23 protein-coding genes and 2 pseudogenes are annotated in these 24,075 nt (G+C 30.8%); 7 read left to right on the top strand and 18 right to left on the bottom strand.

The window, feature by feature from the left end; all coding sequences use genetic code 11:
- Position 1: 1 nt before the first annotated feature.
- From AC2FB1_RS02540 to AC2FB1_RS02530, 3 genes are read right to left on the bottom strand one after another with little or no spacing between them, the layout of a single operon-like run.
- Positions 2-535 (bottom strand): acyl-CoA thioesterase, encoded by a 534-nt coding sequence (locus AC2FB1_RS02540; protein WP_490673713.1) that lies wholly within the window; start codon positions 533-535, stop codon positions 2-4.
- A 32-nt stretch (positions 536-567) separates the two neighbouring features.
- Entirely contained in the window at positions 568-1,815 is a 1,248-nt protein-coding gene (locus AC2FB1_RS02535; protein ID WP_490673711.1) for an aminopeptidase, read from the bottom strand.
- Between the two features lie 11 nt (positions 1,816-1,826).
- On the bottom strand, positions 1,827-2,033 hold the full coding sequence (locus AC2FB1_RS02530; protein WP_490673710.1) for a DUF1128 domain-containing protein: 207 nt from the start codon (positions 2,031-2,033) through the stop codon (positions 1,827-1,829).
- Between the two features lie 141 nt (positions 2,034-2,174).
- Here AC2FB1_RS02530 and AC2FB1_RS02525 point away from each other — a divergent pair, with 141 nt between their 5' ends.
- The 3 genes from AC2FB1_RS02525 to AC2FB1_RS02515 all read left to right on the top strand — a co-directional run bounded on the left by AC2FB1_RS02525 (position 2,175) and on the right by AC2FB1_RS02515 (position 4,225).
- Positions 2,175-2,639 (top strand): low molecular weight protein-tyrosine-phosphatase, encoded by a 465-nt coding sequence (locus AC2FB1_RS02525; protein ID WP_490673709.1) that lies wholly within the window; start codon positions 2,175-2,177, stop codon positions 2,637-2,639.
- 5 nt (positions 2,640-2,644) lie between these two features.
- Positions 2,645-2,926, top strand: coding sequence for a YtxH domain-containing protein (locus AC2FB1_RS02520; RefSeq protein WP_490673708.1), 282 nt, complete (start codon positions 2,645-2,647; stop codon positions 2,924-2,926).
- Positions 2,927-3,016: 90 nt separating this feature from the next.
- Positions 3,017-4,225, top strand: a complete 1,209-nt coding sequence (locus AC2FB1_RS02515; protein ID WP_490673707.1) for a YihY/virulence factor BrkB family protein — start codon at positions 3,017-3,019, stop codon at positions 4,223-4,225.
- Positions 4,226-4,552: 327 nt separating this feature from the next.
- Here AC2FB1_RS02515 and vraR read toward each other — a convergent pair whose 3' ends face one another.
- The 4 genes from vraR to AC2FB1_RS02495 are packed head-to-tail and all read right to left on the bottom strand — an operon-like array spanning position 4,553 to position 7,324.
- Positions 4,553-5,182, bottom strand: coding sequence for a response regulator transcription factor VraR (vraR, locus tag AC2FB1_RS02510; protein WP_490673706.1), 630 nt, complete (start codon positions 5,180-5,182; stop codon positions 4,553-4,555).
- Entirely contained in the window at positions 5,172-6,218 is a 1,047-nt protein-coding gene (gene vraS, locus AC2FB1_RS02505) for a sensor histidine kinase VraS (protein ID WP_490673705.1), read from the bottom strand. The genes vraR and vraS overlap by 11 nt, the downstream gene beginning before the upstream one ends.
- On the bottom strand, positions 6,215-6,916 hold the full coding sequence (vraT, locus tag AC2FB1_RS02500; RefSeq protein ID WP_490673704.1) for a cell wall-active antibiotics response protein VraT: 702 nt from the start codon (positions 6,914-6,916) through the stop codon (positions 6,215-6,217). Before vraT ends, vraS begins: the two co-directional genes overlap by 4 nt.
- A 21-nt stretch (positions 6,917-6,937) precedes the next feature.
- Positions 6,938-7,324: a hypothetical protein gene (locus AC2FB1_RS02495; RefSeq protein WP_490673702.1), complete on the bottom strand. Its 387-nt coding sequence runs from the start codon at positions 7,322-7,324 to the stop codon at positions 6,938-6,940.
- Between the two features lie 218 nt (positions 7,325-7,542).
- On the opposite strand from AC2FB1_RS02495, the pseudogene AC2FB1_RS02490 reads away from it, so the two are divergent.
- Positions 7,543-8,303: pseudogene (locus AC2FB1_RS02490) on the top strand (HoxN/HupN/NixA family nickel/cobalt transporter).
- 133 nt (positions 8,304-8,436) lie between these two features.
- Here AC2FB1_RS02490 and map read toward each other — a convergent pair.
- Entirely contained in the window at positions 8,437-9,189 is a 753-nt protein-coding gene (map, locus tag AC2FB1_RS02485; RefSeq protein ID WP_490673701.1) for a type I methionyl aminopeptidase, read from the bottom strand.
- A gap of 173 nt (positions 9,190-9,362) precedes the next feature.
- Between map and AC2FB1_RS02480 the strand changes: the two genes are divergently transcribed.
- Positions 9,363-10,352 (top strand): FUSC family protein, encoded by a 990-nt coding sequence (locus AC2FB1_RS02480; RefSeq protein WP_490673700.1) that lies wholly within the window; start codon positions 9,363-9,365, stop codon positions 10,350-10,352.
- Between the two features lie 45 nt (positions 10,353-10,397).
- Here AC2FB1_RS02480 and gatD read toward each other — a convergent pair whose 3' ends face one another.
- Both gatD and murT read right to left on the bottom strand, forming a co-directional pair.
- A complete protein-coding gene (gatD, locus tag AC2FB1_RS02475; protein WP_490673698.1) occupies positions 10,398-11,117 on the bottom strand; it encodes a lipid II isoglutaminyl synthase subunit GatD in 720 nt (239 codons plus the stop codon).
- Between the two features lie 2 nt (positions 11,118-11,119).
- Positions 11,120-12,430, bottom strand: coding sequence for a lipid II isoglutaminyl synthase subunit MurT (gene murT, locus AC2FB1_RS02470; RefSeq protein WP_490673697.1), 1,311 nt, complete (start codon positions 12,428-12,430; stop codon positions 11,120-11,122).
- Between the two features lie 248 nt (positions 12,431-12,678).
- Here murT and AC2FB1_RS02465 point away from each other — a divergent pair, with 248 nt between their 5' ends.
- On the top strand, positions 12,679-13,236 hold the full coding sequence (locus tag AC2FB1_RS02465) for a 3'-5' exonuclease (RefSeq protein ID WP_490673696.1): 558 nt from the start codon (positions 12,679-12,681) through the stop codon (positions 13,234-13,236).
- A gap of 27 nt (positions 13,237-13,263) precedes the next feature.
- Here the strand turns inward: AC2FB1_RS02465 and dinB are convergent, their stop codons facing one another.
- The 6 genes from dinB to gatC form a co-directional block, all read right to left on the bottom strand.
- A complete protein-coding gene (gene dinB, locus AC2FB1_RS02460; protein WP_490673695.1) occupies positions 13,264-14,334 on the bottom strand; it encodes a DNA polymerase IV in 1,071 nt (356 codons plus the stop codon).
- A gap of 126 nt (positions 14,335-14,460) precedes the next feature.
- Entirely contained in the window at positions 14,461-15,828 is a 1,368-nt protein-coding gene (gene rlmD, locus AC2FB1_RS02455) for a 23S rRNA (uracil(1939)-C(5))-methyltransferase RlmD (RefSeq protein ID WP_490673694.1), read from the bottom strand.
- Positions 15,829-15,949: 121 nt separating this feature from the next.
- Positions 15,950-16,870: a diacylglycerol kinase gene (locus AC2FB1_RS02450; protein ID WP_490673693.1), complete on the bottom strand. Its 921-nt coding sequence runs from the start codon at positions 16,868-16,870 to the stop codon at positions 15,950-15,952.
- Positions 16,871-17,185: 315 nt separating this feature from the next.
- On the bottom strand, positions 17,186-18,613 hold the full coding sequence (gene gatB / locus AC2FB1_RS02445; protein ID WP_490673692.1) for an Asp-tRNA(Asn)/Glu-tRNA(Gln) amidotransferase subunit GatB: 1,428 nt from the start codon (positions 18,611-18,613) through the stop codon (positions 17,186-17,188).
- A gap of 12 nt (positions 18,614-18,625) precedes the next feature.
- Entirely contained in the window at positions 18,626-20,083 is a 1,458-nt protein-coding gene (gene gatA, locus AC2FB1_RS02440; RefSeq protein WP_490673691.1) for an Asp-tRNA(Asn)/Glu-tRNA(Gln) amidotransferase subunit GatA, read from the bottom strand.
- A gap of 1 nt (position 20,084) precedes the next feature.
- Positions 20,085-20,387, bottom strand: a complete 303-nt coding sequence (gene gatC, locus AC2FB1_RS02435) for an Asp-tRNA(Asn)/Glu-tRNA(Gln) amidotransferase subunit GatC (RefSeq protein WP_002450027.1) — start codon at positions 20,385-20,387, stop codon at positions 20,085-20,087.
- A gap of 429 nt (positions 20,388-20,816) precedes the next feature.
- Here gatC and putP point away from each other — a divergent pair, with 429 nt between their 5' ends.
- Positions 20,817-22,355: a sodium/proline symporter PutP gene (gene putP / locus AC2FB1_RS02430; RefSeq protein ID WP_490673690.1), complete on the top strand. Its 1,539-nt coding sequence runs from the start codon at positions 20,817-20,819 to the stop codon at positions 22,353-22,355.
- Positions 22,356-22,392: 37 nt separating this feature from the next.
- On the opposite strand, the pseudogene AC2FB1_RS02425 reads toward putP, so the two are convergent.
- Together AC2FB1_RS02425 and AC2FB1_RS02420 are read right to left on the bottom strand one after the other, a co-directional pair.
- Positions 22,393-22,585 (bottom strand): annotated as a pseudogene (locus tag AC2FB1_RS02425) (hypothetical protein); the annotation flags it as partial.
- A gap of 289 nt (positions 22,586-22,874) precedes the next feature.
- Complete coding sequence (locus tag AC2FB1_RS02420; RefSeq protein WP_490673689.1) at positions 22,875-24,074, bottom strand: CamS family sex pheromone protein; 1,200 nt, start codon at positions 24,072-24,074, stop codon at positions 22,875-22,877.
- Position 24,075: the final 1 nt, after the last annotated feature.

Here is a 24,075-nt window from a genome sequence, read left to right as displayed (position 1 = left end):
CTTAAATATGTTCTATATGCTGTGCTTCGGATAAAAATTCAATCGTTTTTTTACTTTCTTCTCTGCGTTCTTTTCTTCGTTGAACACGTGTTGGTGCACCTTCATAAAACCACTTTTCTATTTGTGTTTCAGGATACACTTTAGGAACACGTGTTGGTTTTCCGTTTTCATCTAAAGCTACAAATGTTAAAAAGCTTAATGCTGCTAAATGTCTTTCCTTAGTTAACACATCATCAATAATAATTTGTACGCAAATTTCCATTGAACTAGAACCAGCGTAACTTACCATTGCTTCATAAGAAGTAATATCTCCTGTTTTTATAGGTCTTAAAAAATCAACTGAATCGGTAGAAGCGGTAACTACTGGTGCATTCGCATGTTTCATTGCTGTAATTGCAGCTATTTCATCAATGTTAGCCATCAATGATCCACCGAACAGTGTATGGTGATGGTTAGTATCTTGAGGAAATACTTGTCGTGTTTTAATACTTTTTGAATCAGACATAGATTTTTTATTTATTTCAGAATTTGACATACTTTATTCCTCCAATTTTTAATTTAAATGAGTTATTGTTTCCAATTTCCATTTTCGAAAACTAATTCTTTAGAACCGTCTTGTAAGATACCATATATTGTTAAATCTGAACTTCCAATCATAAAGTCCACATGAACATTAGAATCATTTAATCCACTTGCTATTTTTTCTTCAGTTGACATTTCTGTGCCACCTTTAATGTTAAAACCATATGCTGAACCAATAGCAAGATGACAAGATGCATTTTCGTCAAATAAAGTATTATAGAAAATAGTATTACGATTTGAAATTGGTGAATCGTCTGGAACTAGTGCAACTTCTCCTAATCGTTTAGAACCTTCATCTGTACTAATTAAATCTTTTAATACTGCTTCACCTTTTTCTGCTTTAACATCGATAATTTCTCCATTTTTAAATGTTAAAGTAAATCCATCAATAATATTACCATTATAACTTAATGGCAATTTATTTGTTACATATCCATCTACATGATTTCTATCTGGCGCAGTAAATACTTCTTCCGTTGGGATGTTTGCAATAAATGGTTGTTGATTTCCATTTACATAGCTTGTCGCATCTTCCCAAATGTGTCCTTCTGGAAGTCCTACTATTAAATCAGTGCCTTCAGAAATATAGTGTAATGCTTTATAATTTTTTCTTTGAAGTTTATTTGCGTGTACACTTAGAGCTTTTACATGTTGCTCCCAATTTTTTATTGGATCATTCCCATCTACTCGTACAATTTCAAATACTTCATCGATAAATTGACTGTATGCTTCTTCTTCAGGTAAATTAGGATACACACGTTTTGCCCATGCTTTAGATGGAAATGCAGCTACTACCCATGGAAACGAATTTTTTTGGCTACCTTCCATATATCCTTTAAATGCTTGTCCATAATTAGATTGAGAAGCTTTTAATTTTTCTGCATCAATGCCATTTAGTAAATCTGGGTCACCTGAAATAAGCGCTAAGTTCGCTGCTCCTCTTTGTGCATAGTCCATGCGTTCTTCAACATCATAAGGTTTAACAGCATTGTTTTCAAAATAATCTACAGATTCATTCTCATATTTTAAGCGTTCCAAGATAGGATCTGAATATAGTACTCTTACATCTGAAGCCCCTTCTTGATAGGCAATTTCAACAATTAAGCGCGTTAATTCTATAGTTTCTACAGATGTTCTTATAAATACAGGTTGATTTTGTTGAACATTCAAACCCACTTTTACTAATAATTCTGCATATTGTTTTAATTTGTATTGATAATCCTGATTAGTCATTTAAATTCTCCTTACTCGTGACGTAAATTACCTAATTCATCAGCTATAGCTGTAATTTCACTTGGTGAAAATGAATCTTTAGACATAACAAAATTATGAATTTCTTTAATATCCTTTGTATCTGTATCTTTAAATTTTTCTGGATTAAGTAAAGCTTGATTGACAATATTTAATTTCTTTCGAATATTTTTAATCATTTCTTCATTATTCTGTGTCATTTATTTCACCTCTTTATTATCACATTTTATCAAAGTATAAAAATTTATTAAACTTTTATTGAAAATAGTAAAATTATGACTTTATAAATATTAAAAATAACTATAAAATAGTTTATATATTAAAGTTTGGAGGATTACAAGATGGTAGATATAGCTTTTGTATGTCTTGGAAATATTTGTCGTTCTACAATGGCTGAAGCAATTATGCGTCAACGATTAAAAGAACGTGGTATTTCTGATGTTACTGTACACTCTAGAGGTACTGGACGTTGGAATTTAGGTGAACCTCCTCATCAAGGTACTCAAAAAATTTTAAAACAGCATCATATACCGTTTGATGGTATTGTTAGTGAATTATTTGAACCTGATGATGATTTTGATTATATTATCGCTATGGACCAAAGTAATGTAGATAATATTAAATCAATTAATCCTAATCTTAAAGGTCAATTGTTCAAACTGCTAGAATTTAGTAACATGGAAGAGACTGATGTACCTGATCCTTATTACACAAATAATTTCGAAGGTGTATATGACATGGTACAATCATCTTGTGACAATTTAATAGATTTCATCGTTAAAGATGCTAATTTGAAAGAGGGGTAACTAAAATGGAAAACAAATTTGTTCCAGGCATTATCATTGGTGCTATCATTGGTGGTGCTGCTACTTTAGCAGATAAATCAACACGTAATGCATTAGTACAATCATTTAAAGATATTAAAGAAGGTAATCATTCTCGTAAACCTTCTAAAATTACTTCAATTAAAAATGAAGTATTGTATTGGAAAGATACAATCGAAGAAATTCGTCGTAATAATCCAGAATTAGAAAAATCAATTAAAGATGCTAAAGATACATTTGTAAATCGTAAAAACAATCGTCTTAGCTAATCAAATATAATTGACATAAAATAAAGGCAATATTCCTTTTACTTAGGCAGTTTTGCCTTTATTTTAGAATTAAATTTTAAGGAGACGCTTATGTCAAAAAAAAATCAATCAAACTCAAAGTACCTTAACTCTATTAAGGAAAAAGAGAGAAAAAATAAAGAGAAAATAAAGGTTGATCGTACATACGTAGAACCTCAGGAATTTCAATCAAAGAAGCCTAAAAAAGATAAACAAGTTTTTTTCGTTTCTAGGTTAAATAAACCTGCTAAATATACTAAAAACTCTAATTTTTTATCTTACCTTATTTATCGTATTGGGAAAGATGATGCTTCAGGCTTAGCGGCTCAAATGACATATCACTTTGTGTTGGCTTTATTCCCAATGCTAATCTTTTTATTAACTTTATTGCCATTATTTCAAATTGATCCTCAGCAAATTAAAGACTTAGTCAGTCAAAATGCACCTGCTGAAACTGCGGATATCGTTACTAAAATTTTTAAAGATATTACAAGTAACTCTAGTGGTAGCTTATTATCAGTTGGTTTGATTTTAGCGATTTGGTCAGCATCAAATGGTATGACAGCGATTATGAATTCATTTAATGTTGCTTATGATGTTGAAGATGCTCGTAATCCTATTGTTCTTAAATTATTAAGCGTTGTGTTTACAATTGTTATGGCTATTGTATTAGCTGTAGCTCTAACATTACCTACATTTGGTAATTTTATTAAAGAACATCTCTTTGGTCCGTTAGGGTTAGACCAACAAGTTGCGTGGATATTTGATTTAGTGCGTGTATTGTTACCACTTATCGTTATTATTCTCTTATTCTTAACATTATATTCAGTAGCACCTAACGTTAAGACTAAGTTTAAATCTGTATATCCTGGTGCAATCTTTACTTCTATTGTATGGTTATTAGGATCTTTTGCATTTGGTTGGTATTTATCTAACTTTGGTAACTATTCTAAAACATATGGTAGTCTTGCTGGAATCATCATTTTATTACTATGGATTTATATTACATGTTTCATTATCATCATCGGCGCTGAAATTAATGCAATCATTCATCAAAGACATGTCATTAAAGGTTCTACACCTGAAGAAGCTGCCTTGAAACATGATGATAATAATGAAAATCACTATAGTGAAAATACTAAATATGAATACGATCCTACAGCATCATCTAAATATGAAAAAAACTATGATGTGGATCCTACACCAAATGATAATCATAGTAAACAAGAATCTGTTGTTGATAAAATTAAAGATAAATTTGATAAAGATAATGATAAATAGATTTAGAAAAGTAATTTTCTAATGAAAAACTCTCTACGTGAAAGAGCCTGGGACATCATTAAATGTCTCAGGCATTTTTTATATTGACAGTCGATGACTAAATTGAAAATACCTTCGTCTCAAACTTTTCCAATAATTGTGGGACTCAATTAAAGAAAAATTCATCAAGAAAGTCTACAGGCAACGCAAGTTGGGGTTCGGGGCCCCAACATAGAGACTTTCATCAAGAAAGTCTACAAGCAACGCAAGTTGGGGTTCGAGGGCCAGTGTTGAACGAAGAATACAAAAGTAAATTCTGACTCACTTTCATATTTATAAGTTTTTTTATTATTGAATTAAATTATGTTGAAATGCATAAATGACCGCTTGCGTTCTATCTTGTACTTCTAGCTTACTAAGAATATTACTTACATGTGTTTTTACTGTTTTAATTGTAATATGTGAAGCACTTGCAATTTCTTGATTAGAATATCCTTTAGCAATTAGTAACAATATTTCCATTTCACGTTCAGTGAGCATTTCATATAATTCTGCTCTTTTCTTCATTCTATTCCTCATTTTCACTAAAACTTCTGGCTCAAATACAGATTCTCCACGATGAGTTTTTCTTACTGCTTCAGCAATATCACTAGCACTTGTCGTTTTTAATATATAACTATCAACCCCTGCATCAAGCGCTCTATACACTTCTTTATCTTCAATAAAACTTGTCAACATAACTACTTTGATATGTGGCGAATCTTTTTTGATTTGTGTTGTCGCTTCCACACCATCCATATCATCCATCAACAAATCCATTAAAATTAAATCAGGATTTAGCGTATGTGCTTTTTCAATTGCCTCTCTTCCTGATGCCCCTTCTCCTACTACTTCAATATCAGATTGAGTAGACAAATAACTTGAAATACCAATTCTAACCATTTCATGATCATCTACAAATAATACTTTAATCGTCATATTTACCCTCCTCTTTCGTTAAAGGTGCTTTTACCTCTATTCTAGTTCCTGAATCCGGTAAAGACACGATATGAAATGTAGCTCCTATTTCTAATGCGCGTTCTCTCATATTTTTCAATCCATAACTTTGTTCTACTTTTTCATCTACGTTAAAGCCTTTACCATTATCTTGAATTCTTAATAATAAATAGTCTTGCTGGTTAAATAATTCTACTGTAACTTTAGTCCCATCAGAATGTCTTAATGTATTGGAAATTGCTTCTTGTGTAATTCGAAATAAATGATCTTCAATTCCTTTAGGAACTTTAAAATCTTGTATATCATAAATCACTTTCATAGGTACTTTCTTTTGTAAGTCAATGACTAAATCTTTAATACCTTCTCCTAATGATTTATCCTTAAGTCCTAAAGGTCGTAAATGTAATAACAGTGCTCGCATTTCTAATTGGGATTCTTGTACCATCTTTTCAAGTACTGGAATCTGTTGATTAAGTGGTGGTTCAAGTTCAGTTTCTTTTATCGCTGATAGCATCATACTTGCTGCAAAAAGTTGTTGGCTTACTGAATCATGTAACTCCCTTGCCAAGCGCTGACGCTCATCTTCTATAATTTTTTTAACTTTAATATCGTTCATATTATAATTTTCATTTGTTAAATTTTGAGTTTTAATTCTTAACCGCTGTAATTCTTGAATTAAAGGCACTAACGTTTGATAAATATCAATTGTTTCATTATACAATTCTATGTTTTTATCATTAATTCCTACCGTTTCACCTTCAATTGCGTGTTCAATTTGATTCTTTATCCAATCATTTTGTTGATTTATTTTATAAGCTAATACAGAGCCAACGATAATACAAAGTAAGATAATCACTAAATTTAGAAATAGAAACACTGGTATACCAAATATTTGAGTATAGAACATTCCTTGAAAATATATAATATTTACAAATACTTTATCTATAAATAAAAAGGCAGTTAGCATGCTATACACTAAAATTAGCATGGATCCTATTGCTCTTAAATAGTGATTCATCGATAAATCACCTCAACATCACCTATAAATGTTGATACGTATATATTTACACTATAATTTTCTTCTTTAGGCTTCTCTTCTACTTGAACATGATTGTTTTCTACTTTATATGCTTGACCATTTATATAAGCTGTACCATAAAAAGCTGCCATATGCAGATTAATATTATAATTAACTGGAACAATGAGTTGTACTTTACCTAAAATATGTCTAACCACAATTGTATTATTTTCTTTGATGTTTGCTGCTTTAGTCATATCAATATGAACATCTCCAACTCCATGCTGAATTTGGACATCCTCCCATTTGTACACATATACCGGAGTACGCTGCTCACCTAACCAACGTTGCTTAATAAATTGAGGCGATGTCATTTCTTCTTCTGAGGCTACAATTTTCAAGGGTTTAAATTTAAAAATTAAGTATCTGATAATAATGATTACTAAAAAAATAAATAAAATAATAATCGTGTATTTATTGGATAATAATGTAAACGCTATGAGTAATGCTCCAATCCAAAACGCTAATAAACCCCTTACTTTATGAAAGTAAAGGTATCCTACATAAATTAATATACATCCTAATAATAAAATAAATAAATATCCAATTTTCTCAAAAAAGATGTAATAAAAGTTAGCGATTATCATTAGCGCTGTAAAAATAATCAATAATTCTGTAGATATGTATTTACGTGTCAATGTGTCGCCTCCTGATTTTAATTAAGCTACGTAACTCATTTGTTTAATCATTACAAATTGTTCTTCTGTAGCAATACGTTCTTTCGTACATCGATGAATATTTGCTTCAATTTTTGCATAATATGATTCAAATTTATCTAAACGTTGTTTTAATAAATCAATTTCATAATTATGAACTTCTTGAGCATTCTTTATGTTATACATATTTATCATATCAATATACTTATTCTCTAGTGTAGTAGATAAACTGTCAATTAATGTATTCATTTTTTCTTTTTTATTTTTCAAATACTTTATATATCGCTCCATACTCTGAAGCTTATCATCTAATAAAGAGCGATAATCGTTGATATTATTTTTTACAATAATTTTTAAAAAGTGTTGTAAATATAAATCTAAATAATTCATAGAACCACCTCATCGTTGATTAAACTTTATTATAAATGAGTGCAATCTTAATTAATATAGCCCTAGGAACCATTTTATCCTCATACTTAAGTAGGAGTAATTTATCGAAGAGTATGCTATAAATAGTGCTAAATTAAATTTATAGTTAAATCGATTTATTATTAATCAAAATTAGCATATAATGATGTATATTTTAGTTTGAAAGTAGGTTATATGAGTTGAATACAATTCAAAAAAGAGAATTAAGTTGGCTTCCATATATCTTAATAGTCATTTTACTACACATTATTGGCTTTAATTTTTTATTTATTGCTGATACTAACCATTTATTATTTAGCATGGAAATTTTATCCTGTACTCTTGGACTACATCATGTATTCGATACTAATCATATTGCTGCTATTGATAATACAGTCTGTAAATTACTTCAACAATAAAGAAATCCTGTTGGTGTTGGTTTTTATTTCTCTATCGACTATTCAACAGTTGTGTTTTTAATGTCTATTTTGCTAGGAATTTCAGTAAAATGGGCTAAAGAGGAACTTTCATATTTCCTGAACATAGGAGATATCATTGGGATACTAGTATCTGGATTCTTTTTATTACGTATTAGAATATTAAATTTATTCATTAAAATTTCATTAATAAAACTTTTTCATGACTACGTAATGAAGAGTTAGATGCATTATTGGAATCACGTGGTTTCATCACTCGTTTTATTGGCATTCTTTAATCCAATACGAAAAATTTACTATAATATTACCATTACAGCAATTTCAGTAATTATAGCATTGAGTATAGGATTAATTGAATTACTTCAAACTATGGGAGACAAACTTCATCTTAAAGTGTTTTTTGGAATATTGTTCAGTCAATTCAATTTGACTATTTAGGCTAAATTTTAGTAGTTTTATTCTTAATTACAACATTGCTTATTTCTACACTAATTTGGAAATTTGGCAAAGTAGAACAACGTTAGTCATAAAAAGAGAGTGAGATGAATCCCACCATAGAGTTGAAAAAAGCTTGATATAAGCGTATGTTCAATGCAATCATTGACTCAACATATATAAAAAGCCTGAGACATTATTTATGTCCCAGCCTCTTTATTCTTAATCAATTTTTGTTGTTAAAATCGGACCATCTTTCGTAACAATGACAGTATGCTCAATTTGAGCTACAAAACTTTTATCTCTAGTTTCAAATGCCCAATCATTTTTACCTTCAGTAACAAATGTTGCTTTAGATGAAATAAAAGGTTCTACTGCAATAACTACGCCTTCTTTTAAAAGTGTTTTATCTTTAGGATCATAATAATTCATAACATGGCTTGGTGATTCATGTAAAGATTGTCCTACACCGTGGCCTGTTAAGTTTTTAATGACAGTTAAATCATTTTTACGTGCTGTAGCATGTACTGCTTTACCAATATTACTTAGTTTTGTACCTGGTTTTACTTTGGCCATTGCTGCATCGAAAGCTTCAAGTGCTACATCACATACTTTTTGTTTTAAAGGATTGTCCGCTTCTCCTACTACAAAAGAAATACCAGTATCTGCATAATACCCATTTTTCAACGCCGAAACGTCTATATTAACTAAGTCACCTTCACGAATAACACGTTTGCTAGGTATCCCATGAGCTACTTCTTCATTTACGCTAATACATGTTTGACCTGGGAATTTCTCATCATGAATCGGTGCTGAGATTGCACCATGTTCTTCAAATAATTCTTTAGCGATATTATCTAATTCTTTTGTAGTAATACCTGGTTTAGTTGCTTCTTGCATTGTATCTCGCACTTTCGCACATATGTACCCTATTTCTTTTAACGCTTGTAATTCTTCATCTGTTTTTACAATCATATTATCCCGTTCCTTTAAAAAAATATTCCTCTTTATTATACCAAAAATTTTTTGATATACTAAGTGGGAAACGTAAATATCAATAGAATTGATGCATCACTAAATCAAGATTGGTATTAAGCTTATTCTAACATTACAATCATTACGTTCTTTTTTTGAGAGGATTTAACAATATGAATCAATGGTATAAACATATTATAGGAGCTAGAACAATAAAAACGGGTCTAGCTACTTTTCTAACAACTTTATTTTGTTTACTATTAAACTTAACTCCTATTTTTGCTATTTTAACAGCAATTGTTTCAGTCGAACCAACTGCAAAAGCTTCTTTACGAAAAGGTTATCGTCGACTTCCTGCTACTGTTATTGGTGCATTGTTTGCAGTTATTTTCACATATATATTTGGCGACCAATCTCCATTTACTTATACATTTAGTGCTATTTTTACTATTTTAGTATGTACGAAATTAAATCTCCAAGTCGGTACAACTGTCGCAGTATTAACTTCAGTTGCTATGATACCTGGTATTCATGAAGCGTATCTTTTTAACTTTTTCTCAAGACTCTTAACAGCCTTAATTGGTCTGGTAACTGCTGGTCTAGTAAACTTTTTAGTATTACCACCTAAATATTATCATCAAATAGAAGAGAACCTAATTCATTCAGAATACAAATTGTATAAACTATTCGCTTCTAGATGTCATGAATTATTATTAGGAAAATTTGATTCAGATGATAGTAATACTTCATTAGCAACATTATCCGACATGAATAAAAAAACAGATACTTTAATGAGTTATCAACGAGATGAATTACGCTATCATCATAATAACGAAGATAAATGGAAACAATTAAAAGATATGTCTAATAGAGCTTATATCGATAGACTTCTTGCTACGCATTTATCAAATATTATCTATTTACCAAAAAATGTAAATATTCGTTTTACTACTGAGGAAAAAATGGCAATTATAAAAATTAGTAATAGTATCAACAACATTCCTTTAAATGAAGTTTTTAAAAGAGAACCTCAATCTATATCTACTTTAAAATCTTCAGTGAAAATATTAGAAGAATTCGATAAGAATCAAATTAAAAGTCATGTTATTTACGAAATCTTGCTTATTTATAATTTACTTGATAATCGATTTAATAAAATATAAAAAAACGTTGGATGAAATTGAAATAATTCAATTCATCCAACGTTTTTATTGTTTTTCTGAACGTTCTACAATGACATGTTTCGCAGCTTCTTCTTCAGTATTATCTAATTGTTGTGGTGTAAACGGAATTCCTTTACGCTCACATGCTTTTTCTAATAAATAATCAGTAAGTTCATGATTTTTCGGTAAGATTGGTCCATGTAGATAAGTTCCTAATAAATTTTTATAATGAATACCTTCTTTTTTATCATCTTCATTATTTCCATATCCTGCTATTACATGTCCCAATGTATCAAAGTTATGATATGTACGACCACCGTGATTTTCAAAACCTACTATTGTTCCAAATGTATCACTTTTAATTACGATGTCCCCAGTTAAACGATTTGTTTTTGACTTTGTATAAAAGTCTAAAATTCCAAGTCCTTCTAATTCTGTGCCATCAGGGGTAATATATTTTGTACCTAAAAATTGATACCCACCACAAATTGTTAAACCAGGCATTCCATCTTCTATTGCGTCTTTTAATGTCGTTTTAATTTTGCTTAATTCTTTAGTAGCAATGCTTTGTTCTCTATCACTGCCCCCACCAATAAAGAAAATATCGCAATTTTCTAATGTAACTCCCTCAGTTTCATTAATTTCAATGACTTTTAAATCGATATTGCGTTTTTTTGCTCTCTGTTTTAAAGCAATAATATTTCCAATATCACTATATAAATTTAATTTATCCGACATAAAATGAAAAACTGTTAATTCGTACATATCTAGCGTCCTCCTGCAAATGAGCGATTAAGTTGTTCCAACATAGGTGAAAGTGACGTATAATTTGGAATCGCTACTGTAAAGCCTGAATAATTCATAGTTAAAGCTGTAGCTTTATAAATATCTTTCTCTAAAATAATTGGAACGTCTACTTCAGCTAATTTCAATCTAAGTTGTAACTCTTCTGCTCTTGTACCCGTTACAATAATTTTTTCAATATCTTGATTACGTAATTTTTCAAAATCTGCATCATAAATCCATGATGTATCTCTACCATCAGCTGCATTATCATTCAAACTTATAATATATATTTTCTTTCCTTCAAGTTGATCTCCGACTGATAGACTTGCATTCATGCCAGCAGGATTTTTAGCTAAATTAATCATTGCTTCTTTTTGACCGAGTTTAAAGTATTGCATTCGACCGTTATTTGAAGTGTATGTTTCAAATCCTTTACGAATTGCAACATTATCTAAGCCCAATTCTTTTAATACTGAATATGCAGCAAGTGCATTAAAAGCATTAAAATCACCAGCAATTTTCATTTCAAAATGTGCATCATTCACATTCATATCGATAAATGGCTGCACCTTAAATTGTGAAACTTCATATTTAGGCACTTCACGTTTAAATCCACATTCACAGTGATAATGTCCTAATTGGTTATAATGAGTATAATCATAAGTTAATAATCTACCACAATTGGGACAATATTTACTTTCATTCATAGTACTTTGTTCAAATTCATGTGCATAGGCTTTCATTCCGTAATATACAATTGAATCACTCGCTATTTTCAAACGGCTTACGAAGGGATCATCAGCATTTAAAATTAATTTAATACCTTTATTACTAATTGATTTCGCAATATTATTAACCATAATATCAATTTCACCAAATCGATCCATTTGATCACGAAAGAAATTAGTGAACACCATCATTGAAGGTGTAACTTCCTTTAATACCCTTGGTATTGAACCTTCATCAATTTCAATGACCGCTACTTTGATATCTTTATTATTTTTCATTATAAATGCCGAAGTAATACCAGCAGCCATGTTAGCACCCTCATTATTATGAATAATTTCTATATTATTTGCTTTTAAAGTGTGCCCAATTAAATTGGAAGTTGTTGTCTTACCATTTGTTCCACTGATAAAAACGATATCATCAACTCGTGATGCTAACTTTCTTAAAATATTTTGATCTACTTTGCGAGCAATTTGGCCAGGTAAATCAGTTCCCTTTTTCCCTGCTGCAATACTTATCTTGCGTGCTAGTTTAGCCAGGTATGTTGCTGTCCATTGTCTCATGTATTTCCTCCTCGCATAATTCACTCGAATTATTATACCATGTATCTAAGGTAACAAAAAACATTCTCAATTAAAAATAACTAATTACATTTTTAATTATAACTATTTCACTTTAAATTCAGTATCTTATTTTTTACTTTCCTATTTAAAATAAAGATTATGGAAGAATAAAGCAATTATTTATATTTAAACTGTCCTATCTGTTAAACTGTGAATAATTCATTTTAATTACTAGAAAGGAATATAGTATGGTTAAAAATTCATTTATAGCGTTGGATTTTGAAACTGCAAATAAAAAAAGAACAAGTATTTGTTCTATCGGTATGGTAAAGGTAGTAGATAACAAGATAGTTGAAACGTTTTACACACTTGTTAATCCTTATGACTATTTTTCAGAAACAAATATGTATGTTCACGGTATTCACCCTAAGGACGTTAAAGATTCACCAGGATTTGAAGAAGTCTTTCCATACATGATGCAGTTTATAAATCAGTTACCTGTAGTGGCACATAATGCTGCTTTTGATATGAGTGTATTACATCAAAGTTTAAAACATTTAAACATACCTATTCCCTCACTCACCTATTTCTGCTCTTATCAATTGGCTAGACGTACGATTAAAGCTTATCGATATGGGCTAAAACATCTAATGAACCATTACAATTTAGATTTTCATGGCCATCATGATGCACTGAATGACGCAAAAGCTTGTGCAATGATTACTTATAGATTATTAAAACACTATGATAGCCTACAAAGTATGCTTCAATTTTATGGTAAAAATTTAAAAGATAGAAATAGTTAATTTAAAACGTCTTATCTATCTCTATCTTTAAATAAAATCATAAATTGTCATATTTTGATGTGTTGATTGCTCTAAATGCCCTACTGTAACACCAATTAATCTGATGGGTGTATCAGGATCTTTTAATTCATTATACAAATCATAAGCTATATTATAAATATCAGTGTCTTTACTTACCGCTTCTCTCAAACTTCTTTGTTTAGAGTAAGTTTCAAACCGATGCGTTTTGATTTTAACAGTAACTGTTGTGCCAGACTTTTGTAATTGATTCAATCGCTCAGAAGTTTTACCAGAAAGTTCCCATATTTTTTGTAAAATCTCTTTATCATCATTAATATCTGTTGAAAATGTCCCTTCGGTACCTACTGACTTACGAATTCTACTTGTTTTTACTTCACTATAATCAATACCTCTTGCTTTTTGATAAAGTCCGCGCCCCTTTTTTCCAAACCAACGAATCAATTCAAATTCTGATTTGCTATATAGATCTTTACCAGTATAAATATCATGTTCATGCATGATTTTTTTAGAAGCTTTTCCAATCCCTGGAAAATCACCAATATCTAAGTTCATTAGTATTTCATGTACATTCTGATAATGAATAATCATCATCCCATTTGGTTTATTCATTCCACTTGCTAATTTAGCTAAATATTTATTATAAGAGACTCCAGCAGAAGACGTTAATCCTGTTTTATTTAAGATATCTTTACGTATATTTGAAGCAATCTTTGAAGCTGGTCTATCAGATTTAACTAAATGAGTAATATCTAAATATGCTTCATCTAGTGCTAGAGGTTCTACAATTTCAGTGTACTGTTTAAAAATTTCCATTATCTTACTAGAAACTTCACGATATACGTCAAATCTTGCTCTAACATAGTATCCATTTGGACATAATTTATGAGCTTGGGACATAGGCATCGCTGAATGAACACCATATTTACGTGCTTCATATGAAGCGGTTGAAACAACTCCTCGATTACTCGCTTTTCCACCTACAATGACAGGTTTTCCTCGTAATTTAGGATTATCTCTCATTTCTACTTGAGCATAGAAACAATCCATGTCAATATGGACGATTCTCCTTTCTGCCATTGTCTCCCTCCTTTTAAATAAAATAAGCCTCAATAATAGTATACTGCACCCTAAAAGAAAACACTTTATAAATGCATTGTATACGAATATTGAGACTTATGAAGGTTTTTTATTTACATTATTTAATTACAATGTTTTTCTTTCAAATAATGCCACAGTTTCAATATGTGTTGTGTGGGGGAACATATCGACGGGTGTCATTTCCTTTAAATTATATAGACTAGCTAAAATCTTGGCATCTCTCTGTTGTGTTGATGGATTACATGAAATATATACAATGCGCTTAGGTGCTAACTCTAATAATGTTTCTATAAAGACTTGATCGCACCCTTTTCGAGGAGGATCTACCATGACAATATCAGGTTCTATTCCTTTTTGTTTCCAATCAATTATCACTTCTTCTGCTTTACCACATTCAAACGTTGTATTATCAAAATGATTAATTAAAGCATTTTGCTTAGCATCTTGAATTGCTGATGGCACAATTTCAACCCCATATACATGTTTAGCTACTGGTGCCATGTAAAGTCCAATCGTTCCTATACCACAATATGTATCTAAAACAATTTCATTTCCACTTAATTGAGCGTAGTCAATAGCTTTTTGATATAATTTTTCTGTTTGAATAGAATTAATTTGATAAAATGATTGATCGCTGATTTCAAAAATAGTTTCACTTAACTGGTCTGTAATTTTATCTTTTCCGTATAAAGTTATCGATTGTTTACCCATAATAACATTTGAATGTGAATTATTTATATTTTGCTTAATACTTGTTATGTTAGGATATGTGCGTGTAAGTCTACGTACTAAAGTTTCAACTTCATTAAATTTAGTGCCATTTGTTACAAATATAACCATAATTTCATTTGTGTAGTGGCTTGTCCGAATAACTACATGACGTACTAACCCTTTTTTATTTTTTTCACTATAAATACTTACATTCAATTCATTTAACCATTGTTTTATATCATTCATAAGTTCTTGTTGCTTCTCATCTTGTATTAAGCAACTTTCCATATCAATTATGTCATGACTTCTTTGACGGTAATATCCCATTATCGTTTTATTATCTTTATCTTTACCTATAGGAAGTTGGGATTTGTTTCTATATCGCCATGGGTTTTCCATGCCTATAGTATCGTGAATTACGGTTTGATCAAATTTAGCTTTCTTATGAAATAAATTAACGACTTGTTGTTTTTTCATTTTAAGTTGAGCTTCATAAGACATATGTTGTAACTGACAACCTCCACATTTCCAATAATATATACAAGGTGGAGTTACTCTTTGTGCACTTTGTTTTAATACTTTTAACAGTTTACCAATAGCAAAATTTTTCTTTACTTTGATTATCTTAAACTCTATTTCTTCATCAATTAACACATTAGGAACAAAAATAGGATAACGATCCAATTTAATCACACCATGTCCCTCATGCGTTAAGTCTATCACTTTTCCTTTTAATACATCATTTTTATTAATCATCATCATTTTTCACTCCATATGAAAAAGAGGTACGTATAACTTCTTACATTTTTAACTCAGAAATTATAGATAACCTCTTTTCAACTTATTATTTCATTTTCCATAATCAATTTAATTAACAAATAATTTAATTATTTTTTGATAGTTCATCATTATAAATATCTTTAGGTGTACAAACTTCAATATGCTGCTTTAAATTTAAAAAGTTTGCAGGTAGTTTACCACCATATTCTCCATCTACATTTAATTGCATATCTGTAAACGATGAAATATTAATTGACTTCGCTTTCTTATATATTACTTTAGGATGTTTTGTATGTTCTCCTCGAGAAGCTAATGTCATTATATGACCTAATTCAGCTAAATTTGCTTTCTCAACAATAATTAAAGTATAATACCCATCATCTAACTTAGCATCAGGTACTAGTTTTTCAAAGCCTGCCATTGAATTCGTAAGTCCTAGTAAGAATAACAATGCTTCCCCTTGAAATACTTCATCATCGTATTCAATTCTCAAATCAACTGCCTTCATTTGTGGCAACATTTCGAAACCTTTTATATAGTAAGCGAAAGGTCCAACAATAGATTTTAAGCGACTAGGCGTTTCATAGGATACCTGTGTGAGTTTTCCTCCAGCGGCTAAATTTATAAAATATCGATTATTCATTTTTCCAATATCTACTTTTGTCGTATGACCTTCAATAATAACATCTACTGCACCCATAATATCATTAGGCAAATGTAAAGCTCGTCCAAAATCATTAACTGTCCCCATAGGTATAATGCCTAATTTAGGTTTATTAGGTTGCTCAGCAATTCCATTTACAACTTCATTTAAAGTGCCATCACCACCAGCGGCTATAATAATATCATAGTTTAGTTTAAGTGCACGTTCCGCTTCGAGTGTAGCATCTCCTTCTCGTTCAGTTGCATAAGCACTTGTTTCATAACCTGCGCGTTCTAATTTTATTAAAACATCTGGTAAGGTGCGTTTAAATAGCTCCTTTCCAGAAGTTGGATTATAAATGATTCTTGCTCGTTTTCTCATAAGTTATCCCTCTACTTTTTTTACATAACACTATATTAAATGATTTATGAATGAGTTAAAAGTATTTATACCAATTCTTTTAAATTTTTGTAAGTATCATTTTATTGTCAAGTTTTGTTAGATACTAACGAAGTAGAGTATATATCATCTTTTTAATAATAGTAACAAGCTAAATAATATACATATCTACTCTATAAAAATCCAATAGTCTTTCTCTAGAAATACGAATAAAAAAACTGTTCACAAGCTCGAACGCTTTGTAAACAGTCTTTTATTATCTCAAACCTATACCAATAAATCATATTAGATGAGTTATTATCTTTTATCTAATTCTTGTTTTAATAATTGGTTAACTTTTTGTGGATTAGCTTGACCTTTTGAAGCTTTCATAATTTGACCCACTAAGAAGCCCATAGCTTTGCCTTTACCATTTTTATAATCTTCAACAGATTGTGGATTATTATCTAAAGCTTCATTAACAAATTTTAATAATGTAGCTTCGTCTGAAATTTGAACTAAACCTTTATCTTCCATAATTTGTTTAGCATCTCCACCATTTTCGGCTAATTCTGGGAAGACTTTTTTAGCAATTTTACTACTCATTGTTCCATCTTCAATAAGTTTAATCATTCCAGCAAGATTTTCGGGAGTTAATTTAGTATCTTCTAAATCTACTTGATTTTTATTAAGATACTCATTAACGCCACCCATTAACCAGTTGGACGTTAGTTTAACGTCTGCACCATGTTTAATCGCACCTTCAAAGAAATCAGACATTTCTTTAGTTAGCGTTAATACATGTGCGTCATATTCAGGTAAGCCTAATTCATTAACATATTTAGCTTTACGTTCATCAGGCAATTCTGGAATGGTTTGACGTACACGCTCTTTCCACTCATCATCTACGTATAAAGGGACAATATCTGGCTCTGGGAAGTAACGATAATCATCTGAACCTTCTTTAACACGCATTAAGATAGTTTTACCCGTTGATTCATCAAAACGACGTGTTTCTTGACCAATTGTGCCACCATTTAATAATTCTTCTTCTTGACGTTTTTCTTCATATTCTAAACCTTTTCTTACATAGTTAAATGAGTTGAGGTTTTTCAATTCAGTTTTAGTACCGAATTCTTTTTGGCCGTATGGACGTAATGAAATATTAGCATCACAACGTAGTGAACCTTCTTCCATTTTACAATCAGATACACCAGTATATTGGATGATTGAACGTAATTTTTCTAAATAAGCATATGCTTCTTTAGGAGAGCGAATATCTGGTTCAGATACAATCTCTATTAATGGAGTACCTTGACGGTTTAAGTCTACTAATGAGTAACCATCTTTATGAGTTGATTTACCTGCATCTTCTTCCATATGAAGACGAGTAATACCAATACGTTTAGTTTCACCATCAACTTCAATGTCAATATATCCATTTTCACCGATTGGTTGATCAAATTGAGAAATTTGATATGCTTTCGGATTATCTGGATAAAAATAGTTTTTACGATCAAATTTAGAATTTGTAGCAATATCCATATTTAGAGCCATAGACGCACGCATCGCCCAATCTACTGCTCTTCTATTTACAACAGGTAATACACCTGGATAAGCTAAATCAATAACATTGGTATTTGAGTTAGGTTCAGCCCCAAAATGCGCTGGTGATGGAGAGAACATTTTTGAGTCTGTTTTTAATTCAACGTGAACTTCAAGTCCGATAACTGTTTCAAAATGCATTATTTCCACTCCTTATAATTTTTCGTATGCGTCGTGTAAGTTAAATTGTGTTTCATATTGATATGCAACACGATATAAAGTCTTCTCATCAAATGGTTTACCAATAAGTTGTAAACCGATTGGACGTCCGTTTGATTGGCCACATGGAACAGAAATACCAGGTAAACCAGCTAAGTTAACAGGCGTAGTTAATAAGTCATTTGCATACATTGTTAAAGGATCATCAATTTCTTCACCTAAATTAAACGCCGTTGTTGGAGTTGTAGGTCCTACAACAACATCATAATTTTCGAATACTTTATCAAAGTCATTTTTAATTAATGTTCTAACTTTTTGAGATTTATTATAAAATGCATCATAATAACCAGAACTTAATGCGAAAGTACCTAAGAAGATACGACGTTTAACTTCGTCTCCAAACCCTTCAGAACGAGACATTTTGTATAATTCTTCTAATGTTTGCGCTTCTTTTGAGTGGTAGCCATAACGAATACCATCAAAACGTGCTAAGTTCGCAGATGCTTCAGATGATGCAATTACGTAATAAGAAGGAATACCATATTTAGTATTTGGTAATGACACTTCATCAACTTCTGCACCAAGTGATTTCAGTGTTTCTACTGCTTGTTTTACGGATGTTTTTACTTCCTCACTAACACCTTCTCCTAAGTATTCTTTAGGAAGTGCAATTTTAAGGCCTTTGATATCTTTACCAATTTCAGATGTAAAATCAATGTCTTCAACCGGTGCACTTGTAGAATCATTTTTATCCACACCTACAATGGCTTCTAATACCATCGCATTATCTTTGACATTACGAGTAATTGGTCCAATTTGATCTAATGAAGATGCAAAAGCAACTAACCCAAAACGTGATACGCGGCCATATGTAGGTTTCATACCTACTACACCACAATATGCAGCTGGTTGTCTAATTGAGCCACCAGTATCAGAGCCTAAACTAAATGGTACTAATCCTGCTGCTACTGCTGCAGCTGAACCACCAGAAGATCCACCTGGAACTGCTTGATGATCAAATGGATTTACAGTCTTTTTAAAATAAGATGTTTCTGTAGAACCACCCATTGCAAATTCATCCATATTCAATTTACCAATTAACACTGCATTTTCTTGATGCAATTTATTCATCACTGTAGATTCATAAATCGGTACAAAACCTTCTAACATTTTACTTGCACAAGTCGTTTCTACATCTTTAGTGATGATATTATCTTTAATTCCCATTGGGATTCCAAATAATTTACCTTCGAATTGATCTTTAGCTTGTAATTCATCTAATTCTTTAGCTTTTTTAATTGCATTTTCTTTATCTAAAGCTAAAAATGATTTAATTGTTGGATCTGTTTCCTCAATTGCATCATAAATATCTTTAACTACTTCAGAAGGTTTAATTTCTTTATTCTTAATCATTTCTGAAAGTGTTTCAACAGATTCATAACGAATACTCATCTTAAGCGTCCTCCTCATTCATGATAGCTGGTACTTTAAATTGACCATCTTCTGTTTCTTTCGCATTTTTTAATGCAAGTTCTTGAGGAATACCCTCGATTGCTTTATCATCACGTAACACATTTTGCAAATCTAAGACATGATATGTTGGTTCCACACCCTCAGTGTCTGCTGAATCATTTTGCTTTGCAAAATCCAAGATACTTTCAAGTGTGTTAGCCATTTCTTCCGTTTCTTCAGGAGAAATTTGAAGTCTTGCTAAATGTGCTATATGTTCAACTTCTTCGCGTGTAACTTTAGTCATTATTAAAAAAGCCTCCTTATCACTCATTCATCATAAAATTGTATCAAATTTTCAGTTAAAAATCTAAATATTTATTATTCCATACAATGAATTAAACATTCTTTAGAAAAAATGGAAATTAAAACAACAAATTATGTAACTCATTCATATAATAATCTATTAATATATCTGAAATTTTCCTGATAATTTATTAATATTAATTTTATATAATAAAAAATTTGTTTTTAAACTAACTCTTTGTTTTTAGATAACGCTTACAAAATTATTAAATAAACGATTATTTATTTTTAGATAAAATTTCACTTCTCTAAACTATTAATATCATTGTATAATATTACATGTAACTAATTTAAGGGATGTTACTTTCTTTTTCTCAATCTAATAATGTTAAGGAAAACAAAATTTAAAGTTTCAAAGGGGGTTATTACAATGTTTGTATTAGGCGCAAGTTTAGGTAATCATGCTAATATAAGCTGGCAGACTTATATTATGATTGCAATCTATTTTATTATTCTGCTAGTGATTGGTTACTATGGTTATAAACAGGCAAGCGGCAATTTAAGTGAGTATATGTTAGGTGGGAGAAATATAGGCCCATATATTACTGCTTTATCAGCCGGTGCTTCAGATATGAGTGGTTGGATGATTATGGGACTTCCAGGGTCAGTTTATAGCACAGGTTTATCGGCAATATGGATTACGATTGGTTTAACTATTGGTGCCTATGTTAACTATCTAGTTGTTGCACCAAGGCTTAGAGTATATACAGAAGTTGCTGGAGATGCAATTACGCTCCCTGATTTTTTCAAAAACCGTCTGAATGATACACATAATATCATTAAAATTATTTCTGGTTTTATCATTGTTGTTTTTTTCACTTTATATACGCACTCTGGCTTCGTTTCTGGAGGTAAATTGTTTGAAAGTGCATTTGGATTAAATTACCATTTTGGGCTTATCCTAGTAGCAATTATAGTCATTTTGTATACCTTCTTTGGAGGATATTTAGCTGTTTCTATTACTGACTTCTTCCAAGGAGTCATAATGCTTATCGCAATGGTAATGGTTCCAATTGTTGCTTTGATGCAACTTAGTGGGTGGGATACATTCCATCAAGTGGCTGAAATGAAACCAACTAATATGGATTTATTTAGAGGTACGACATTTTTAGGTATTATTTCATTATTTTCATGGGGATTAGGTTATTTTGGTCAGCCTCATATTATTGTACGATTTATGTCTATTAAATCCCACAAACTTTTACCTAAGGCACGTCGATTAGGGATAAGTTGGATGACTGTAGGTTTACTTGGAGCTGTTGGTGTAGGCTTAACTGGAATTGCATTTATTTCAGAAAATCACATTAAAATGAACGATCCTGAAACATTATTTATTATAATGAGCCAAGTTCTTTTCCATCCGCTAGTAGGTGGTTTCTTATTGGCTGCCATTTTAGCTGCAATTATGAGTACAATTTCTTCACAATTATTAGTGACTTCAAGCTCACTTACCGAAGACTTCTATAAACTCATTCGCGGTGAAGAACGTGCTCAAACACATCAAAAAGAATTTGTACTTGTTGGTAGACTATCTGTGTTAGCGGTTGCCATTGTAGCTCTTGCCATTGCATGGTCTCCAAATGACACCATACTTAATTTAGTTGGAAATGCTTGGGCTGGTTTTGGTGCAGCGTTTAGTCCACTTGTTCTTTTCTCTTTATATTGGAAAAAGTTAACACGTGCAGGTGCGATAAGTGGTATGGTTGCTGGGGCACTCGTAGTAATTATTTGGATTGTCTGGGTTAAACCATTTGCAAATATTAATGAATTATTTGGTATGTATGAAATTATACCTGGTTTTATTAGTAGTGTTATTGTGACGTACCTTGTTAGCATCTTCACTTATAAATCAGACTATGCTATTGAACAACAGTTAAATCAAGTAAAAATGATTGTTCGTGAAAAATAATCTAATTAATTAAATATTTAAAAGGATGGTTCAAATCTCATTTTGAATTTTTCGTCCCAACTCCCCCTCGGCTCCAACATATTAAAAATGAACCTGGGACATAAAGTTTCTGGACAAGTGAAAAAAGACAAGTTCTATTGAAATAATATAGAACTTGTCTTTTTTATAAACTTTTGATTATTTTCAACTCGTTGGGTTGCTCGTTTTCTTATATTGAGTGCCATTAGTAGAGTAAGTAGATTCACGTTATATTCTTTATATATAAGGAACCTGTTAATTTAGTTTATTAGTATTTATTAATTGATACGAAAGACCCTTATTTTTTAAGTAATTCAATGTAAAATTACATATAAACACAAAGTGTTTTGGCGAGACTCTTGTGTGAACAGAACAAGCTGAAGCTGTCCCCTAAGGAAGCAAGCTAACAATACGTAGTATTGTAAATAAAGAAGCCAGTAAATGAATTTATAATACACTCATTTACTGGCTATTTTGCTAGGAATTATATCCCACCCTCTATTAATTACTATATATATGGACTTGTGGTTCTTTGTCATCTTTTGTTTTACTAATAAGTGCTCTTGAATTGTTACCATCTTTTATTCGAATTTCGTAACTATCAATATTATCAAAATATTTCTTAGCTTGTTCTGTTACATATTGTGTAATTCCTATTGTTTCAGCTTGTCCATAATAATCAATTGGCAAATCAATCACTAATCTATTTGGTTTCTTATCTACAAATTTAACTTTTCCAATTGCTTGAGTGAAATTAGAGAAATAAGATTGAAGGTCATCATTAAATTGCTTAAAGTTATTATTTAGATTTTTGTCATACTTTTCTGCTTCTGTTGAAGGTAAAAGTGCTGAAATCTCATCAATTTTATTCCATTTATTAATTTTAGTTTGTTTATCATCAACAGTAGTATTAGCAATAAAGTGTCCAGGAGTAATTGCATCTTGACTCGACTGAACATATATTGCAAAGTGAATTGGTATATTTTTTAAATCTTTATTTGCTCTAAGGCGCGTAAGTAACTCTTGAGCCATTGCTTTACCCTGTTTTTCGATTTCTTTATTATCTAGAGATTTACTATATGTTTCTCCATCTTTTTCTTTTTGATAATAGTAAACACTATTCATAGCAAGACCAATTGTCATACCTTTAATATTTTTTCCTTTTGCATCATTTGTATCATAAAAATCTTGTTCTAAGATATTAGATAAATATGCAGGAGATGTCTCAGCAATTTTTTCTGGTTTAGTTTCTCCATCGCGTGATGGATTAAGTCCTAAATTTTCAGTAGCTTTTTTAGATTCCTTTTCACTTTCACTCATTTTATCAATTTCGTCTTTAGAGTATTTAGGACTTAAATATGCGTTCACTGTATTTTTGTCTAAATATTGTCCATCTTGATATAAAAAATTGTCAGTTGGAAATACAGACTTACTTAAGTGTAATAAACCATTTTCGAAATCTTCACCGTTGTAACTATTAGCCATATTATCTTGTAAGACTCCACGAGCTTGACTTTCTTTGAATGGTAATATTGTACGATAATTATCTCCTTGGACTTCTTGATCAGTGGCAACTGTTTTTACATTATTCGAATTTTGTTCTTGTTGCTTATTATTTGACTGACTATTTTTATCATTTCCATTGCCACACGCTGTCAATATTATAAGCGACGTTATAACTAATAATAGTAACCGCTTCATT

This window comes from Staphylococcus sp. CoH_129_LAB_1 (assembly GCF_058191515.1).
Note: the sequence above shows the minus strand (reverse complement) of the source record. Positions and strands in the feature narration are given on the sequence as shown.

Bases quoted from the DNA above. Each gene is read 5' to 3' on its own strand.
- AC2FB1_RS02480 (WP_490673700.1), top strand. From the start codon at position 9,363: ATGAATCAATGGTATAAACATATTATAGGAGCTAGAACAATAAAAACG.
- gatC (WP_002450027.1), bottom strand. From the start codon at position 20,387: ATGACTAAAGTTACACGCGAAGAAGTTGAACATATAGCACATTTAGCA.
- AC2FB1_RS02450 (WP_490673693.1), bottom strand. From the start codon at position 16,870: ATGAGAAAACGAGCAAGAATCATTTATAATCCAACTTCTGGAAAGGAG.
- map (WP_490673701.1), bottom strand. From the start codon at position 9,189: ATGATTGTAAAAACAGATGAAGAATTACAAGCGTTAAAAGAAATAGGG.
- AC2FB1_RS02525 (WP_490673709.1), top strand. From the start codon at position 2,175: ATGGTAGATATAGCTTTTGTATGTCTTGGAAATATTTGTCGTTCTACA.
- vraR (WP_490673706.1), bottom strand. From the start codon at position 5,182: ATGACGATTAAAGTATTATTTGTAGATGATCATGAAATGGTTAGAATT.
- vraS (WP_490673705.1), bottom strand. From the start codon at position 6,218: ATGAATCACTATTTAAGAGCAATAGGATCCATGCTAATTTTAGTGTAT.
- gatD (WP_490673698.1), bottom strand. From the start codon at position 11,117: ATGTACGAATTAACAGTTTTTCATTTTATGTCGGATAAATTAAATTTA.
- murT (WP_490673697.1), bottom strand. From the start codon at position 12,430: ATGAGACAATGGACAGCAACATACCTGGCTAAACTAGCACGCAAGATA.
- AC2FB1_RS02520 (WP_490673708.1), top strand. From the start codon at position 2,645: ATGGAAAACAAATTTGTTCCAGGCATTATCATTGGTGCTATCATTGGT.
- AC2FB1_RS02420 (WP_490673689.1), bottom strand. From the start codon at position 24,074: ATGAAGCGGTTACTATTATTAGTTATAACGTCGCTTATAATATTGACA.
- AC2FB1_RS02515 (WP_490673707.1), top strand. From the start codon at position 3,017: ATGTCAAAAAAAAATCAATCAAACTCAAAGTACCTTAACTCTATTAAG.
- AC2FB1_RS02530 (WP_490673710.1), bottom strand. From the start codon at position 2,033: ATGACACAGAATAATGAAGAAATGATTAAAAATATTCGAAAGAAATTA.
- AC2FB1_RS02495 (WP_490673702.1), bottom strand. From the start codon at position 7,324: ATGAATTATTTAGATTTATATTTACAACACTTTTTAAAAATTATTGTA.
- rlmD (WP_490673694.1), bottom strand. From the start codon at position 15,828: ATGATGATGATTAATAAAAATGATGTATTAAAAGGAAAAGTGATAGAC.
- putP (WP_490673690.1), top strand. From the start codon at position 20,817: ATGTTTGTATTAGGCGCAAGTTTAGGTAATCATGCTAATATAAGCTGG.
- AC2FB1_RS02465 (WP_490673696.1), top strand. From the start codon at position 12,679: ATGGTTAAAAATTCATTTATAGCGTTGGATTTTGAAACTGCAAATAAA.
- dinB (WP_490673695.1), bottom strand. From the start codon at position 14,334: ATGGCAGAAAGGAGAATCGTCCATATTGACATGGATTGTTTCTATGCT.
- AC2FB1_RS02540 (WP_490673713.1), bottom strand. From the start codon at position 535: ATGTCAAATTCTGAAATAAATAAAAAATCTATGTCTGATTCAAAAAGT.
- gatA (WP_490673691.1), bottom strand. From the start codon at position 20,083: ATGAGTATTCGTTATGAATCTGTTGAAACACTTTCAGAAATGATTAAG.
- AC2FB1_RS02535 (WP_490673711.1), bottom strand. From the start codon at position 1,815: ATGACTAATCAGGATTATCAATACAAATTAAAACAATATGCAGAATTA.
- gatB (WP_490673692.1), bottom strand. From the start codon at position 18,613: ATGCATTTTGAAACAGTTATCGGACTTGAAGTTCACGTTGAATTAAAA.